The sequence below is a fragment of the Paraburkholderia oxyphila NBRC 105797 genome (genome assembly GCF_000685075.1).
Lineage (GTDB): Bacteria > Pseudomonadota > Gammaproteobacteria > Burkholderiales > Burkholderiaceae > Paraburkholderia > Paraburkholderia oxyphila.
In genome coordinates, this window is the sequence record NZ_BAYD01000050.1 from 61,963 (window position 1) to 75,587 (window position 13,625).

12 protein-coding genes and 1 pseudogene are annotated in these 13,625 nt (G+C 59.5%); 3 read left to right on the forward strand and 10 right to left on the reverse strand.

Translation table 11 applies throughout. The features are described from left to right. Nucleotides 1-258 precede the first annotated feature (258 nt). Nucleotides 259-1,191: a helix-turn-helix domain-containing protein gene (locus tag BO1_RS27585; protein WP_028220319.1), complete on the forward strand. Its 933-nt coding sequence runs from the start codon at nucleotides 259-261 to the stop codon at nucleotides 1,189-1,191. Nucleotides 1,192-1,335: 144 nt separating this feature from the next. On the opposite strand, the gene BO1_RS27590 is transcribed toward BO1_RS27585, so the two are convergent. The 8 genes and pseudogenes from BO1_RS27590 to BO1_RS27625 all read right to left on the reverse strand — a co-directional run bounded on the left by BO1_RS27590 (nucleotide 1,336) and on the right by BO1_RS27625 (nucleotide 8,879). After that, nucleotides 1,336-2,103: a 3-hydroxyacyl-CoA dehydrogenase gene (locus BO1_RS27590; RefSeq protein ID WP_028220320.1), complete on the reverse strand. Its 768-nt coding sequence runs from the start codon at nucleotides 2,101-2,103 to the stop codon at nucleotides 1,336-1,338. Nucleotides 2,104-2,201: 98 nt separating this feature from the next. Continuing rightward, nucleotides 2,202-3,386 (reverse strand): acetyl-CoA C-acyltransferase family protein, encoded by a 1,185-nt coding sequence (locus BO1_RS27595; protein ID WP_028220321.1) that lies wholly within the window; start codon nucleotides 3,384-3,386, stop codon nucleotides 2,202-2,204. A 33-nt stretch (nucleotides 3,387-3,419) separates the two neighbouring features. Beyond that, nucleotides 3,420-3,512, reverse strand: a pseudogene (locus BO1_RS57965) (NAD(P)(+) transhydrogenase (Re/Si-specific) subunit beta); the annotation flags it as partial. A gap of 13 nt (nucleotides 3,513-3,525) precedes the next feature. Continuing rightward, nucleotides 3,526-4,314, reverse strand: a complete 789-nt coding sequence (locus tag BO1_RS27605; protein ID WP_028220322.1) for an enoyl-CoA hydratase/isomerase family protein — start codon at nucleotides 4,312-4,314, stop codon at nucleotides 3,526-3,528. Between the two features lie 59 nt (nucleotides 4,315-4,373). Further along, nucleotides 4,374-5,144: an enoyl-CoA hydratase gene (locus tag BO1_RS27610; RefSeq protein ID WP_028220323.1), complete on the reverse strand. Its 771-nt coding sequence runs from the start codon at nucleotides 5,142-5,144 to the stop codon at nucleotides 4,374-4,376. A gap of 120 nt (nucleotides 5,145-5,264) precedes the next feature. Beyond that, on the reverse strand, nucleotides 5,265-7,013 hold the full coding sequence (locus BO1_RS27615; protein ID WP_028220324.1) for a PHA/PHB synthase family protein: 1,749 nt from the start codon (nucleotides 7,011-7,013) through the stop codon (nucleotides 5,265-5,267). A 150-nt stretch (nucleotides 7,014-7,163) separates the two neighbouring features. Next, on the reverse strand, nucleotides 7,164-8,114 hold the full coding sequence (locus BO1_RS27620) for an electron transfer flavoprotein subunit alpha/FixB family protein (RefSeq protein WP_028220325.1): 951 nt from the start codon (nucleotides 8,112-8,114) through the stop codon (nucleotides 7,164-7,166). 15 nt (nucleotides 8,115-8,129) lie between these two features. Then, a complete protein-coding gene (locus BO1_RS27625) occupies nucleotides 8,130-8,879 on the reverse strand; it encodes an electron transfer flavoprotein subunit beta/FixA family protein (protein WP_028220326.1) in 750 nt (249 codons plus the stop codon). 215 nt (nucleotides 8,880-9,094) lie between these two features. Here BO1_RS27625 and BO1_RS27630 point away from each other — a divergent pair, with 215 nt between their 5' ends. Continuing rightward, complete coding sequence (locus tag BO1_RS27630; protein ID WP_028220327.1) at nucleotides 9,095-10,117, forward strand: AraC family transcriptional regulator; 1,023 nt, start codon at nucleotides 9,095-9,097, stop codon at nucleotides 10,115-10,117. 56 nt (nucleotides 10,118-10,173) lie between these two features. Here BO1_RS27630 and BO1_RS56950 read toward each other — a convergent pair whose 3' ends face one another. Together BO1_RS56950 and BO1_RS27640 are read right to left on the reverse strand one after the other, a co-directional pair. Further along, nucleotides 10,174-11,208, reverse strand: coding sequence for an alpha/beta hydrolase (locus BO1_RS56950; protein ID WP_043286728.1), 1,035 nt, complete (start codon nucleotides 11,206-11,208; stop codon nucleotides 10,174-10,176). 157 nt (nucleotides 11,209-11,365) lie between these two features. After that, complete coding sequence (locus tag BO1_RS27640) at nucleotides 11,366-12,505, reverse strand: acyl-CoA dehydrogenase family protein (protein WP_028220328.1); 1,140 nt, start codon at nucleotides 12,503-12,505, stop codon at nucleotides 11,366-11,368. 410 nt (nucleotides 12,506-12,915) lie between these two features. Here BO1_RS27640 and BO1_RS27645 point away from each other — a divergent pair, with 410 nt between their 5' ends. After that, on the forward strand, nucleotides 12,916-13,530 hold the full coding sequence (locus tag BO1_RS27645) for an outer membrane lipoprotein (RefSeq protein ID WP_028220329.1): 615 nt from the start codon (nucleotides 12,916-12,918) through the stop codon (nucleotides 13,528-13,530). Nucleotides 13,531-13,625 lie beyond the last annotated feature (95 nt).

Genomic DNA, 13,625 nt, shown 5'->3' on the forward strand with positions numbered 1-13,625 from the left:
CGCAGGGAGTTGAGCAACCGGCGTGAAAACCGCCTTCTTCGGGGTGCACAAAGGACCGCTGGAGCAGCGGCGTCGACATTTGCCGCACCGCAGCACCTTGGTGTCAGAACGCTACCGTGGCAGCGCCCGCACCGGTTGACGCCCGCTTCAAACCGCAAGACGGTGCCCCGCACGGCACCTATTGACCCCACCAGGTCCCACGGCATATGCTTGCTGTTTGATCGACTCGAACGTCGACCGGAGTCTGGTGGAGCTAACATGAACCTGGTCACTCACCACAAGCTTCCCCTGTTGAGGTCGTATGAGCCGGCCGAGACGGGCCAGCATCTAGCCCGTTTTCTTGCGTCCACCAAAGTGACTCCATTGGGCCATCTCGAGCGCCCGGCCCAGGTCAGCGGCATTCACATCGGCGCGTTCTCGATCGCCGTGATTGCATTGGGGACAGAGGCCTCACTCGAGGCGGTGGGGGATGGTGACTACGCGGTCATGATCGCGTGCCTGGAAGGCTCCGGTGAAGTGGAGGACAACGGCCAGGTCCATCCGATGCTTGCCAACCGGGGATATCTGGCCTGCCCTCGCGGCGTATTGCGGGCAAGGTTTTCGCGTGACAGCGTCAGACTCGTGATTCGCATGGAAACCGGCCTGCTCGGGACACTGCCTCTCCAGAGGAACATGGCTTTCGGCGTCACGAACCCGGCGCTCGCGCCCTGGTTCGACTACGTGCAATTTCTGCTGTCCTCACGTGCGTCCATCGACGCGATTGGCAAAGATTACGGTGTGCGCGAGCGCGTCGAAGCGCTGATGGTTACGCTGCTCGAACGCACCGCTCTACCTGCCATCCTCGATGACCAGCGGCAGCCCAGTGTGAGTCGCGAGATCCGGCGCGCCGAGGCGTTCATCCGCGCAAACCTCTCGCGAATTCTGAGTCTCGAGGACATCGCCGATGCGGTGGGCGTCAGCGTGCGAACCTTGCAAGCGAGCTTCAAGCGGCACCATGATGTCTCGCCGATGCGCTACATGCGTGACCTCAGGCTCGACGTCGCGCGTGAACAGATCCTCGCCGGTTCCTCCATCACGGAAGCCGCGTTCGACTGCGGCATCCCGCACGCGGGGCGCTTTGCGCAGTACTACCGGTCGCGCTTCGGACACCTGCCGTCCTCGACGGGACCGGGCACCGAGTCCGACTCCTGAAAGGTTGCGACAGCGCCTTTTGGCCCCATACGTCTGGAGAAAACCCGGAGCAAGGCGAGAACGCCCCTTGCCGAAGGAGCGCCCCTATTCACACGTCGCGCGCGGCCGGGCGCGAAGTCGAATCGGCCGCCACCCGAATTCGCGCTATCTCGCCGTCATCCGGATAGCGCCGTCCAGGCGGATGACCTCGCCATTGAGCATCGGGTTTTCGACGATGGACTGCACAAGCTGTGCATATTCACGCGGCCTGCCGAGGCGCGACGGAAAGGGTACCTGCGCACCGAGCGACGCCTGCACGTCCGCTGGCAAGCCCATCAACATAGGCGTCTCGAAGATGCCGGGCGCAATGCTGACCACACGGATGCCGTAAGCGGCCAGTTCACGTGCAACAGGCAAGGTCATACCGACCACACCGGCTTTCGAGGCCGCGTACGCGGCCTGACCAATCTGCCCGTCGAACGCCGCGACCGATGCGGTGGTGATCACCACGCCCCGCTCGCCTTCCTCATCGGGCGTATTGTTACGCATCGCCTCGGCGGCAAGGCGGATCATGTTGAACGTTCCAATCAGGTTGATCTGGACTGTCCTGATGAAGCTGGTCAACCCATGCGGTCCCTGTTTGCCGAGGACCTTCTCTCCTGTTGCCACGCCGGCGCAGCAGATCAGTCCATGGAGACCGCCGAACTCGGTGACAGCATGCGCCACCGCACGTTCCACGGAGATTTCATCGGTCACATCGGTCTGGATGAATCGCACGGCTGCGCCAAGCTCGCTCGTCAATTCCGCGCCCGCCTGGCCGTTGACGTCGGCCAGCACCGCTCTGCCTCCATGACCCACGATCATGCGCGCGGTCGCTGCACCCAATCCACTGGCGCCGCCGCTAATGAGAAAAGTCCTGCCTTGAATCTCCATGTTCCATTCTCCAAATCGTCAGCCCGTCAATTCACGGACGAATACCTTGCATGTGATACAGACGCGTGTAAAAACTCCCGCGCGTCTGGCGAGCCGCTCTAGGTGCGTTCAAAGATCGCCGCAATGCCCTGGCCACCGCCAATGCACAGCGTGACCAACGCGTAGCGGCAGCCCGTACGCTGCAATTCGGCCAATGCCTTGATCGTGATAATCGCGCCCGTTGCACCCACGGGATGGCCGAGCGAGATACCCGAGCCGTTGGGATTGACCTTTGCCGGGTCAAGTCCCAACTCCCCGATCACGGCACAAGCCTGTGCGGCGAACGCCTCGTTGGCTTCGATGACGTCCATGTCCTCGATCTTGAGGCCGGTGCGCGCCAGCACCTTGCGCGTGGCGGGAATGGGGCCGATGCCCATGAATGCCGGCTCGACGCCCGCATGTGCATATCCCACGAGGCGTGCCAGGGGCGTAAGACCCAGTGCAGTGACGCGCTCGCCTGTCGCGAGCACCACGGCACCGGCGCCGTCGTTGATCCCTGAGGCATTCCCGGCGGTCACCGTGCCGTCCTTTTTGAAGACCGGTTTCATGCCGGCGAGCGTATCGACTGTGGTGGCAGCACGCACGTGCTCGTCTGTGTCGAACAGCACCGAACCCTTGCGCGTCTTGATCTCGACAGGGACGATCTGCGCTTTGAAGCGGCCCTCCTCGATGGCGATTGCCGCCCGGCGGTGGCTCTCGGCTGCCAGCACATCTTGCTGTTCGCGCGAGATGCCATATCGCAGGGCGACGTTCTCCGCCGTGATGCCCATGTGCATCTTTTCCCACGGGTCGTGCAGAATGCCCACCATGTAATCGATGAGCTCCGCGTTACCCATGCGCGCGCCATAGCGTGCGGCAGTATCGAGGTAGGGGCCGCGGCTCATGGACTCGGACCCGGCACCGACTGCAATATCGCAATCACCCTGTCCAAGGGCCTGCGCGGCCGACACGATGGCTTGCAGGCCCGAGCCGCACAGACGGTTCACATTGAAAGCCGGCGTTTCGATGGGACAGCCCGAGTCGATGGCCGCCACACGGCTCAGATAGGCGTCGCTCGGCTCGGTCGGGATCACGTTGCCCATCACCACATGGCCAATGGCATCCGGGGAGACGCCGCTTCGCTCGATGGCCGCCCGCACGGCAGTCGTGGCGAGCTTCGTATTGGGGACGTCCTTGAGAGCGCCGCCAAAGGTGCCGATTGCGGTGCGGGCGGCGCCGACTACGTAGATTTCGCGCTGAGACACAGTACCTCTCCAAATTGAACAAGAAAAAAATCAGTCAATGCCCTTCTCGACGAGCTTGTCCGCAAGCTCCTTCAACGCATGCTGCGCACGCGCCACCGCAAGACCATAGCCCGGCACGATCACGACACACGTGAGCGTTTCATTTCAGCGGCACCTTTCCCAGATTCGACCGTCCAACGAAGTCGGTAACGCGTTGCCGGAATTCATCCGTCAACGCGCATCTCAGAAACGCCTGCTTTTCGCGCTCGAGATGTTGTTCAAGGCCACTCTCTGAAGCCTCGCCCACGAGAGACTTGAACTCCCTGACCGCCGCCCCTGGCGTCTCTATTACCTTGCGTGCAAGCGCGAGCGTATCGCTTTCCAGGGAAGACGGATCGGTGACATACTGGACGAGCCCTGACGCACCCGCTTCGTCTGCGCTCAAAGCACCGCTGGCCAACAAAATCTGCAACGCTCGCGCAGATCCCAGCCGCCGTGCCAAATGAAAAGAGAGCCCTCCGTCACTTGACGTCCCCAACTGCGCGTAGCCAACGACAAAACGAGCGGACCTGGATGCCACAACCCAGTCACACGCCATGGCCAGCGAAAAACCTGCACCCGCCGCGGCACCCTGGACACTGGCAATAACCGGTATCGGCAGCCGCCTGATCGACAGAATGACTGTGTGGAGCGCATCGATGAGCTTCTCGAGAGAGTCATCGGCCTTCTCCAGCCCGTCGAGAATCTGAGCCAGATTTCCACCGGCAGAAAATATCTTCCCTGTCGCCTGGAGTATCACGGCACGAAATCGCGGGGTATTCCGGATGTCATCGAGCACGCGCAGAAACTCGTCACATAGCGGAATGTCGATTGCATTCGCCTGTTCTGGATTTCTCATCGTAACGACGGCGATGTCGCCACTTGAGGTCAGAGTAATCTTGCTTTCCATTTAGTTCTGGTCCGTGTAAAGCGGATTCGGAATTTGAACCCGGTACGTTCGACGTCGCCTTAGCCGTTCTTCCAAACCGCCTTACGCTTTTCCAGAAAGGCATTGACGCCTTCGCGCTGATCATCCCCGTCAAAGAGGTCGATGAATCGCTCGCGCTCCAACGCCAGCGCCGCCTTTCGGGGGATACCCTGACGCGCGCTGTGAATCAGTTGCTTGCTGAACGCTACCGCCTGCGGGCTCAGGCTGGCGACGCGTTCCGCCATTTTTAGCGCCGCATCCAGCGACTCGCCCTTGCCCACCACCTCCTCCACCAGGCCGATGCGTAAAGCCGTTTCGGCATTCACCCGTTCGTTGGTCAGGATCATGCGCTTGGCCCAGCCCTCGCCCACCAGCCAAGGCAGGGTCTGAGTACCACATCCGGACGGAAGCAAGCCCACTGCGGGCTCCGGCAAAGCCATCTGCGACTGTTCCTCGGCAATGCGAATGTCGCAAGCAAGCGCGCACTCCAGTCCCCCGCCCATTGCGTAGCCGTTGATTGCGGCGATAACAACCGGGCGTGCCTCCTGCAATGCTTCAAAAGCTTCACCGAATCTTTGCACCATCAGGCGCGCCGCAACTTTGTCGCCTGCCGCAAAGCGCTTCAACTCCGCGCCCGCGCTGAAAAACTTGTTGCCTTCACCCGTCACCACGACGGCGTAGACTTCCCGATCGTCATTCAATGTACGGACTATCTCCTTCAGCGCTAGCAGACTTTCAGCGGTGAAGGTATTTGCAGGCGGATTGTTGATGGTCAGGACCGCCGTGTGGCCCTCCTTCCGACAATCGATCATTCTTTCTCTCCAATAACTGAATTGGTACGACACACCTCGTCAACGCGAAACGCTTGCACGCACGAACGTCCATATGAAGATCGCTTATCGTGTGTGGATTGACGCCTTATCGCCTCTACATCAGATTCCGCGTTCTTTGACGTAACGACCCGGCGCGGCCTCGATCTCCTGATATTTTCCGTTGCCGACGTTCTCCGGCGCCGCGACCTCTTTTCCAGAATGCCCTTTGAGCCACGCGGCGTAATGCGGCCACCAGCTTCCCGGCATTGACTGCGCACTGGCAAGCCACGCGTCGGCGCTTCCGTCCAAATCTCCGTCGACCCAATAGTTCCGCTTATTTCTGGAAAATGGATTAACGGGACCCGTGATGTGGCCGCCTCCACCCAGTACGAACTCGACCTTGCTCCGTGACCGTTTCACGCTCTCGTATCCGGACTTCCACGGCACCAGGTGATCTTCGCTGGCGTTGAAAATGTAGGTTGGCACATCGATCAAATCCAGATCCACTGGCTCACCGCACACCGTCATGGCCCCGGGCTGTATCAGCTTGTTTTCCGCATAGCAGTCACGCAGGTAGGATGAGAACATTGGCCCCGGAAAATTGCTGTCGTCGCTGTTCCAATAGAGAAGATCAAATGCCTGCGGCTTCTGGCCTTTCAAGTAATTGTTGATCACGAAGGACCACACCAGGTCGTTCGCGCGCAGGCTGGCAAACGCCCGCGAAAGTTCCTTTCCGGAGACAATTCCACCTTGGGAAAGCGCTTTCAATCGCTGATCGAGAAAGGCATTGCGTAGATAAACGCCGATCTCGCCCGGGTTGGCGTAATCCAGCATGGCAATGAGCAGCGTCATGCTGGCGAGCGGATATTTGCCTTTTGAAGCCAGCACCGCGAGCGCGCAAGCTAGCAGAGAGCCGCCAACGCAGTAGCCTAGTGCATTGACCTTCTTCTGCCTGGTGATTTCCGACGCTACCTCGAGCGCTGCGATCACGCCCTTCTCGACGTAATCATCCCAGGTGAGGTGCTGCGACGCCGGCGATATATTGCGCCACGACACGATAAACACGGTATATCCTTGCGATACATAGTAGCGAACGAAGGAACTTTCGGGTGCGAGATCCAGTATGTAGAATTTGTTGACCACGGAAGGCACGATAACCAGGGGAACGGCATGTACCTTCCCCGTTGTCGCTCGATACTGGATTAGCTGGATCAGCTCATTTTCGTATACAACCACGCCGGGCGTATTGGCAAGATTCTCACCCACTTCAAAAGCTGCCTCGTCAGAAATGGAGATATATCCCTTTCCGAGATCTTCAGCCATCATTTTCAGGCCGCTTACGAGGCTTTGCCCCTTTGTCTCAGCCGCCAGTTTGAGGACTTCCGGATTGCTGAGCGCATAGTTGGCTGGGGACATGGCGTCAAGAAAATGGCGAGCGACAAACGTGACTTCCTCCTTGTTTTTGTCGTCCAGGTTCGCGGAGTCAATCACCTTCAGAAGTGCGTCAGATGCAAGCAAATACGACTGCTTGATATAGTCGAACAACGGATAGTCATTCCACTCCTGAGCATCGAAGCGCCGGTCACCCTTATGAGCGTCAATGACAGAACCCGCAGTGTTCTTCATCCACATGCTCGACCACAGTGCAAACTGCTTTTCGATGTACTCGCCTTCGATTCCGGCGACTTTACCTGTGTTTAATCTATAGAGATCCAGCAATAGCCGGCCTGATTCTATCGCTGGATTTGTCGGCATGGAAACGCCGAGCGCGTCAGCCTGCCTGGCGGCTTCGGTCAGATAGTCTTGCTGTGCCTGCCAAAGCGCCTGGAATAAACTATCGAGATTAATGCTACCGACGGTCGACTGCATGACATTTTCCTCAATGGCCAGATGACTTTTCTCTGACTCATTCAAATTATCCAAACTCAGCACACACCAGATATAATATGCACTCCTGCATATCAGGCCATGGCCATCGCACCCAAACGCACCCAGTTGCCTTCTCTATCGGACGAGATCTCAGTCAGGTCCCTGACCGTCGATTGCGGCGACAAGTTCGGGTGTCAGCGTAAACAGATCTCCCACGAGGCCGTAGTCGGCCACGCTGAAGATCGGTGCCTCTTCGTCCTTGTTGATCGCCACGATCACCTTTGAATCCTTCATGCCCGCGAGGTGCTGGATGGCGCCCGAGATGCCCACTGCGATATACAGATGCGGGGCAACGATCTTGCCGGTCTGGCCGACTTGATAGTCATTCGGGGCATAGCCTGCGTCGACTGCTGCGCGTGAGGCGCCGAGCGCTGCGTTGAGCTTGTCGGCCAGCGGCTCCAGCGCCCTCGTGTAGTTCTCGCCGCTACCGAGACCCCGGCCGCCCGAGACGACGATCTTCGCGCTCGTGAGTTCCGGACGGTCGAGCCTGGTGACTTCGCGGCTCACGAATTGTGAGAGGCCGCTGTCTGCCGCCGCCTCGAGCTTCTGCACCGCCGCGCTGCCGCCTTCGGCCGCCGCAGCGTCGAATGCGGTCGTGCGAACCGTGATCACCTTGATGGGATCTTGCGACTGAACCGTCGCAATGGCATTGCCCGCGTAGATCGGCCGCTCGAACGTGTCCGGCGAATCCACTGCCGTGATATCCGAGATCTGCGCGACGTCCAGCTTCGCGGCGATGCGCGGCGTGACGTTCTTGCCCGCAGCCGTGGCAGGAGCCAGGATGTGCGTGTAGTGCTGAGCGATGCTCAGGACCGTTGCTTCGACATTTTCCGCGAGGCCTTGCTCGAGTTGCGGCGCGTCGGCCAGCAGTACCTTCGAGACGCCAGCGATCTTCGCCGCTGCTTCAGCGGCAGCCTGGGCGTTGTGACCCGCGATCAGCACATGCACGTCGCCGCCGATCTTCTGCGCGGCGGCCACCGTGTTCAGCGTCGCAGCCTTGATCGACGCGTTGTCGTGTTCGGCAATAACCAGATTCGTCATTTTGCTTCGCTTCCCTTACAGCACCTTGGCTTCGGTCTTCAGCTTCTCGACCAGCGTCTTCACATCCGGCACCTTCACACCCGCGCCACGCTTGGGCGGCTCGGCAACCTTCAGGGTCTTCAGGCGCGGCGTGACATCGACGCCAAGCTCTTCGGGCTTGACCGTCTCCAGCGGCTTCTTCTTCGCCTTCATGATGTTCGGCAGCGTGACGTAGCGCGGCTCGTTCAGGCGCAGGTCCGTCGTGACCACTGCGGGCAACTTCAGCGACAGCGTTTCCGCGCCGCCGTCGACTTCACGCGCGACCGTGGCACGGCCGTCGGCGATCGTGACCTTCGAAGCGAAGGTCGCTTGCGGCAGGTTCGCCAGCGCGGCGAGCATCTGGCCGGTCTGGTTCGAATCGTCGTCGATGGCCTGCTTGCCGAGAATCACGAGCTGCGGCCGCTCCTTGTCGACGAGCGCCTTGAGCAGCTTCGCCACGGCGAGCGGCTGCAGATCTTCATTCGACTCGATCAGGATCGCGCGGTCCGCGCCGATCGCCAGCGCCGTGCGCAGCGTTTCCTGCGCCTGCGCCACACCGGCGGACACAGCGATCACCTCGGTGACGACGCCGGCTTCCCTCAGGCGCACGGCCTCTTCCACGGCGATTTCGTCGAACGGGTTCATCGACATCTTGACGTTGGCGATATCGACACCCGTACCGTCCGATTTCACGCGGACTTTCACGTTGTAATCGATCACTCTCTTCACTGCTACGAGGACTTTCATAACCTGCTCTCTGTTCGCACGCGCATTGAACTTTCATCGCTCCCCCAAACCTCGCCCCAAGAGCCTATACTGTGGCGAGCCGCTCGGGCAGGTGAAGGCACTGGCTTGCAGTGTATTCACGCACTGTTGAAATTGGGATGCTCGGCGCGGTCATTTGACATGACCGTTAATGCCATACGCGATTTAGGCGAACACTTCAAACACGCAGAATATGCATGGAAAGTGAAAAGGGAACCGTTTCGGTGATCCTCGTCGAGGAGACGTTGAGCCTTGCACGGCGCGCAGGCCTTGATACCGGACCTCTACTGGATGCCGCGGGAATCTCCCCGACTGTCCTGGCATCACCGCGAAGCCGTATCACCTCGGAGCAATATGGAACGCTGTGGAACAGCATCGCGCGCGCCATGGATGACGAATTCTTCGGACAAGATTCTCACCCGATGAGGAGCGGTGGCTTTGTCGCGATGACGCGCACAGCACTCACCGCTCAGACAGGCGGCCGGGCGCTCGCAAGCGCGGTGGCGTTCATGCGTCTTGTGTTAGATGACATCTTCGTGCGAGTTAGCGCGAAAGACCAAAGCATTCGACTGGAATTTGTGCATTCGAAGCACGCGCAAGCGCCAACCATGTTTGCTTACGCAACTTACTTTCTGCTTGTCTACGGGCTCGTCTGCTGGCTCGTAGGCAATCGCATATCTGTCTTGCGGGCATGCTTCCAGTGTTCCGAGCCGGCTGCGGTTGACGAATACAAGCTGCTGTTTTGCGAAGACATGACGTTTGGACAAGACACGACGTACGTTGACTTGACCGATGAATTTATCGATTTACCCGTTGTTCAAACCAAAAAATCCGTCAAAGGTTTTCTAAGGGATGCACCGGGCAACTTTATCGTCAAATACCGCAATCCCGATTCCCTGGCGGCTCGGGTCCGGCGCCTTCTACGAGAGAGTCCGGCCGAGCGGTGGCCCTCATCGAGTGAGCTGGCAAAGCACTTCCGCCTTTCTGAAGCAACGATGCGACGGCGGCTGAGGACGGAAGGGCAGACATACCTCTCGATCAAGGACCATCTCCGGCGCGATTTTGCAATAAGTGCGCTTCAAGGGTCCGACCGCCCCATCGGCTTGATCGCGCAAGAGCTTGGATTCGCCGAGCCCAGTGCGTTTTACCGGGCTTTCCAGAAGTGGACCGGACTGCGCCCCAGTGACTACCGGAGCGAAAAACAAAAGCCTGTCAAATGATCCATGCCTTCAGATGATGCCGGATATGCCGTCTTTTCCGGATGCACATTCTCGCCTCACGGCAACGTCGAGCTCAGGAAATGCTCGACCCGCCGGTAGAGCTCGAAGCGGTTAACCTCGAGACACATGGAGTGCGTTCCCTGGCCCAATACCTCCATGCGCTTATAAGGCGCTCCAGTCAAACGCTCAAACAATTCGGACGCCATGCGCACGGGTGTATCGACATCCCATTCACCCAGAATAGTCAAAACCGGAACTTCAATGTTTTTGGGCTCGTATGTGGGAATGCCCGCGGCCCAATATTGAGTCAGATCCGCCAGCACGCCGTTCGGAGCGTACAGTACGGGCGGCGTCTGCGACGCACCAACGGGATCCGTACTCAGTGCATGATCCCACCACCGTTCGATTTCCTCCTCCGGACAAAGCACTTGCGCTGTGCTTGCGTCTACTCCACGAAACCACCGCGTTCTGGTGTCTTTTAGCGTAACTTTCCGATATGGGGAAAGCGTCGATGCAATGAGCGGCCCCAATGCCGACATCCACATCTTTGCAGCCAAAGATAGCGGCGGCGCCGTCCAAAGTGGCGGCGAAATCTTCCATAACGGCGCGTACATTACCAGTCGCCGCACCTTTGAGTTGTTCCTTGCGGTGTAACCGCCAGAAATCGCCGTACCCCAAGACCACCCGACAAGATTCACGCTTTCTACCCCGGTGCGAGCAAGGACAAAATCTACCGCAGCGCTCAGATCGAGAATCGCTTCCTCCGTACGTGGGTGGGGCCGGTCGGCCGACGTCGCTTCATCATCGCCTGGCGGGCGCGACGAAAGACCGTAGCCTCGAATGTCGACGGCGTAGGCATCGTGACCGTGTGCCGCTGCAAAATCGAGCCACGAGCCGCCGTGTAACGGGGTGTCGAACGCGGATACGCCAGAGAACGTGGCACCATGAACAAATATCGTTACCGCGCGGTTGCCTCGGCTCGCCTCGGGTGACAAGCATTTGCGCCGGAGATGAATCTGGACACTGGAAGGCTCTGATGGCAAGTAAAAATCTTCGCAAATCAGGTTCGACGATGGGACTATTTTTGTCATTCTCTCTCCCTTCTACCGCTTGCCCCCGGGTCCCTGCGTGACATCCGTAGAGACGCCGGGTTTAGTGTGCTGCGCGATGACAATTATTTCGTATGACTGACTCAGTCAACACAATAAACGCATCAGGTTCACACATCCAGCGTTGGCAACCACGCGCTCAGTCTTTGAGCGTACGCGCGATCACCATACGTTGAATCTCGCTCGTCCCTTCGTAGATCTGCGTAATTCTCGCGTCCCGGTAGTGTCGCTCTACCGGATAGTCCTCCAGGTAACCGTAGCCGCCGTGGATCTGGATCGCCTTTGTGCAGACCCACTCCGCTACCTCGGAGGCAAAGAGTTTGGCCTGCGACGCCTCCGAAAGACACGGCTTTCCAATTGTCCGCAGGCGTGCTGCGTGATGAATCAACATACGTGCAGCGTTGATGCGGGTCGCCATGTCTGCGAGCATATTGCCAATGCTTTGGTGGTCGACGATTGCCGCGCCGAACTGCTTCCGATCCTTGGCATAGGCCAGCGCTTGCTCGAACGCCGCTCTGGCAATACCGAGCGCCTGCGCCGCGATGCCAATTCGCCCGCCTTCGAGGTTGGAAAGCGCGATGGCTAGTCCCTTGCCCCGCTCCCCAAGGAGTTGGTCCTCCGCAACCGTGCAATCCTCCAACGTTACGGCGCAGGTGTCGGAGGCACGAATGCCAAGCTTGTGCTCCGGCCGGCCGACGATAAAGCCCGGGGTGTCCGTGGGGACGATGAACGCTGAAAGCCCTTTCTTGCCCAGCTCGGCGTCGGTAACGGCGAATACGATCGCAACCTTCGCCCGCTTGGCGTTCGTCACGAACATCTTGCTGCCATTTAGCGTCCACATCCCGTTCTTCAAAACAGCCCGGGTCTTGAGGTTATTCGCTTCGGAGCCAGCTTGAGGTTCGGTCAAGCAGAAGCAGCCAATTATTCGTCCGCTCGCCATGTCTGGCAAATACGTGTGCTTCTGGCGATCGCTCCCGAAGTTCAGGATGGGTCCACAGCCTACGGAGCTATGCACGCTCATCATTGCGGCCGTCGCTGCGCAACCGGCTGCGATTTCCTCGACGGCAATCGCGTACGCCACGTAGTCCGTATAGGAGCCGCCCCATTCTTCAGGGACGATCATCCCGAGCAAGCCCAGCGCTCCCAACTGCGAGACCGCTTCATCGGCTATCCAGTGGTCTTTCTCCCATTGCGCCGCGTTGGGTGCGAGTTGCTCTTGTGCAAACCCGCGCGCCGCTTCACGGATCATCCTTTGCTCTTCTGTGTAGAACTCTTCCATCGCGTATTCCTCCGTCGATAGTGCCCGTGCACCTTGGGAAATCGCCAAGATCGACCGCCCGCGGCGGTGGCGCTAACGTGGTGCCAAGTTTAGCCACCAGGAATCGAGAAGGGGATGTTCGACTCAGTCAATCTGCTTGACCGAAATTGCAATTCGCGGGTGGCCCTGGAGTCGCCGGCCGCAACGCGTAACCGTACGGTTAGCGATGTAACGCCGTTGTCGCGACACCGCACACGCAGTTCACATGGCGCGGAGCACTTTTCACAAGCCATCGGTTTGAATAGATACACAAGATACATGTTGTTACGCGCGGGCATCGCACGGGTCGACTGCCTTTCCTTATACTCCCGCGCATTCGCCTTACTACTCATGCTCGCCGCGCCTGGTGCGACGCCGATGCACATAACACCGTGATGCCCATGCTCTCTACCAAGTCCGCCCTGATCGCCGCCCTTGCCGCCGCTGCAAGCCTTTCGTTGTCGGCGTGCGTCGCGCCGGGCTATGCGCCTTATGGCGCGCAGCAAGGCTACCAGGGCCAGGCGCCCGCCTATGCCCAGCCGGCCTACGCGCAACCGGGCACCGTCCAACAGCCCGCCTACGCGCCGCCGCCCCCGCCGCAACAGCCGTATGACACGCAAAGCAACGGCCAGTCCGGTAGCCAGTACGACTCGCAATACGGCAATCAATATGGCGTGCAGTACGGCACGATTGCGAATATCAGCCCGATCAGCAACGCCACGGGCGCTTCGGGCATTGCCGGCACCGTGGTGGGCGCGCTGGTGGGCGGCGTGGTCGGCAATCAGTTCGGCGGCGGTCATGGTCGCGATGCGGCAACGGTCATCGGCGCGCTCGGCGGCGCCTACGCCGGTAATCAGATCGGGCAGCAGATGGGCCAGCCCGCGGGATATCGTATTGACGTCCGTTTGAGCGACGGATCGATGCGCTCGTTCAATGTGCCGACGCCAGGGGATCTGCGGCCTGGTGATCGGGTTCAGGTGAATGGTAGCCAGCTTGCTCGCTATTGAGCGCTGGGCGCGCCTGGTTCGTTTTCCTGACGATATGCGATCCTTGGTGTGAACCTTGGCCTTTCCTTGTTTTGCATTCGGGATGCAAGTGTTGC

Excerpts from the sequence above, each read along its gene's own strand:
- BO1_RS27585 (WP_028220319.1), top strand. The coding sequence starts at position 259 with ATGAACCTGGTCACTCACCACAAGCTTCCCCTGTTGAGGTCGTATGAG.
- BO1_RS27590 (WP_028220320.1), bottom strand. The coding sequence starts at position 2,103 with ATGGAGATTCAAGGCAGGACTTTTCTCATTAGCGGCGGCGCCAGTGGA.
- BO1_RS27605 (WP_028220322.1), bottom strand. The coding sequence starts at position 4,314 with ATGGAAAGCAAGATTACTCTGACCTCAAGTGGCGACATCGCCGTCGTT.
- BO1_RS27610 (WP_028220323.1), bottom strand. The coding sequence starts at position 5,144 with ATGATCGATTGTCGGAAGGAGGGCCACACGGCGGTCCTGACCATCAAC.
- BO1_RS27615 (WP_028220324.1), bottom strand. The coding sequence starts at position 7,013 with ATGCAGTCGACCGTCGGTAGCATTAATCTCGATAGTTTATTCCAGGCG.
- BO1_RS27620 (WP_028220325.1), bottom strand. The coding sequence starts at position 8,114 with ATGACGAATCTGGTTATTGCCGAACACGACAACGCGTCGATCAAGGCT.
- BO1_RS27625 (WP_028220326.1), bottom strand. The coding sequence starts at position 8,879 with ATGAAAGTCCTCGTAGCAGTGAAGAGAGTGATCGATTACAACGTGAAA.
- BO1_RS27630 (WP_028220327.1), top strand. The coding sequence starts at position 9,095 with ATGGAAAGTGAAAAGGGAACCGTTTCGGTGATCCTCGTCGAGGAGACG.
- BO1_RS56950 (WP_043286728.1), bottom strand. The coding sequence starts at position 11,208 with ATGACAAAAATAGTCCCATCGTCGAACCTGATTTGCGAAGATTTTTAC.
- BO1_RS27640 (WP_028220328.1), bottom strand. The coding sequence starts at position 12,505 with ATGGAAGAGTTCTACACAGAAGAGCAAAGGATGATCCGTGAAGCGGCG.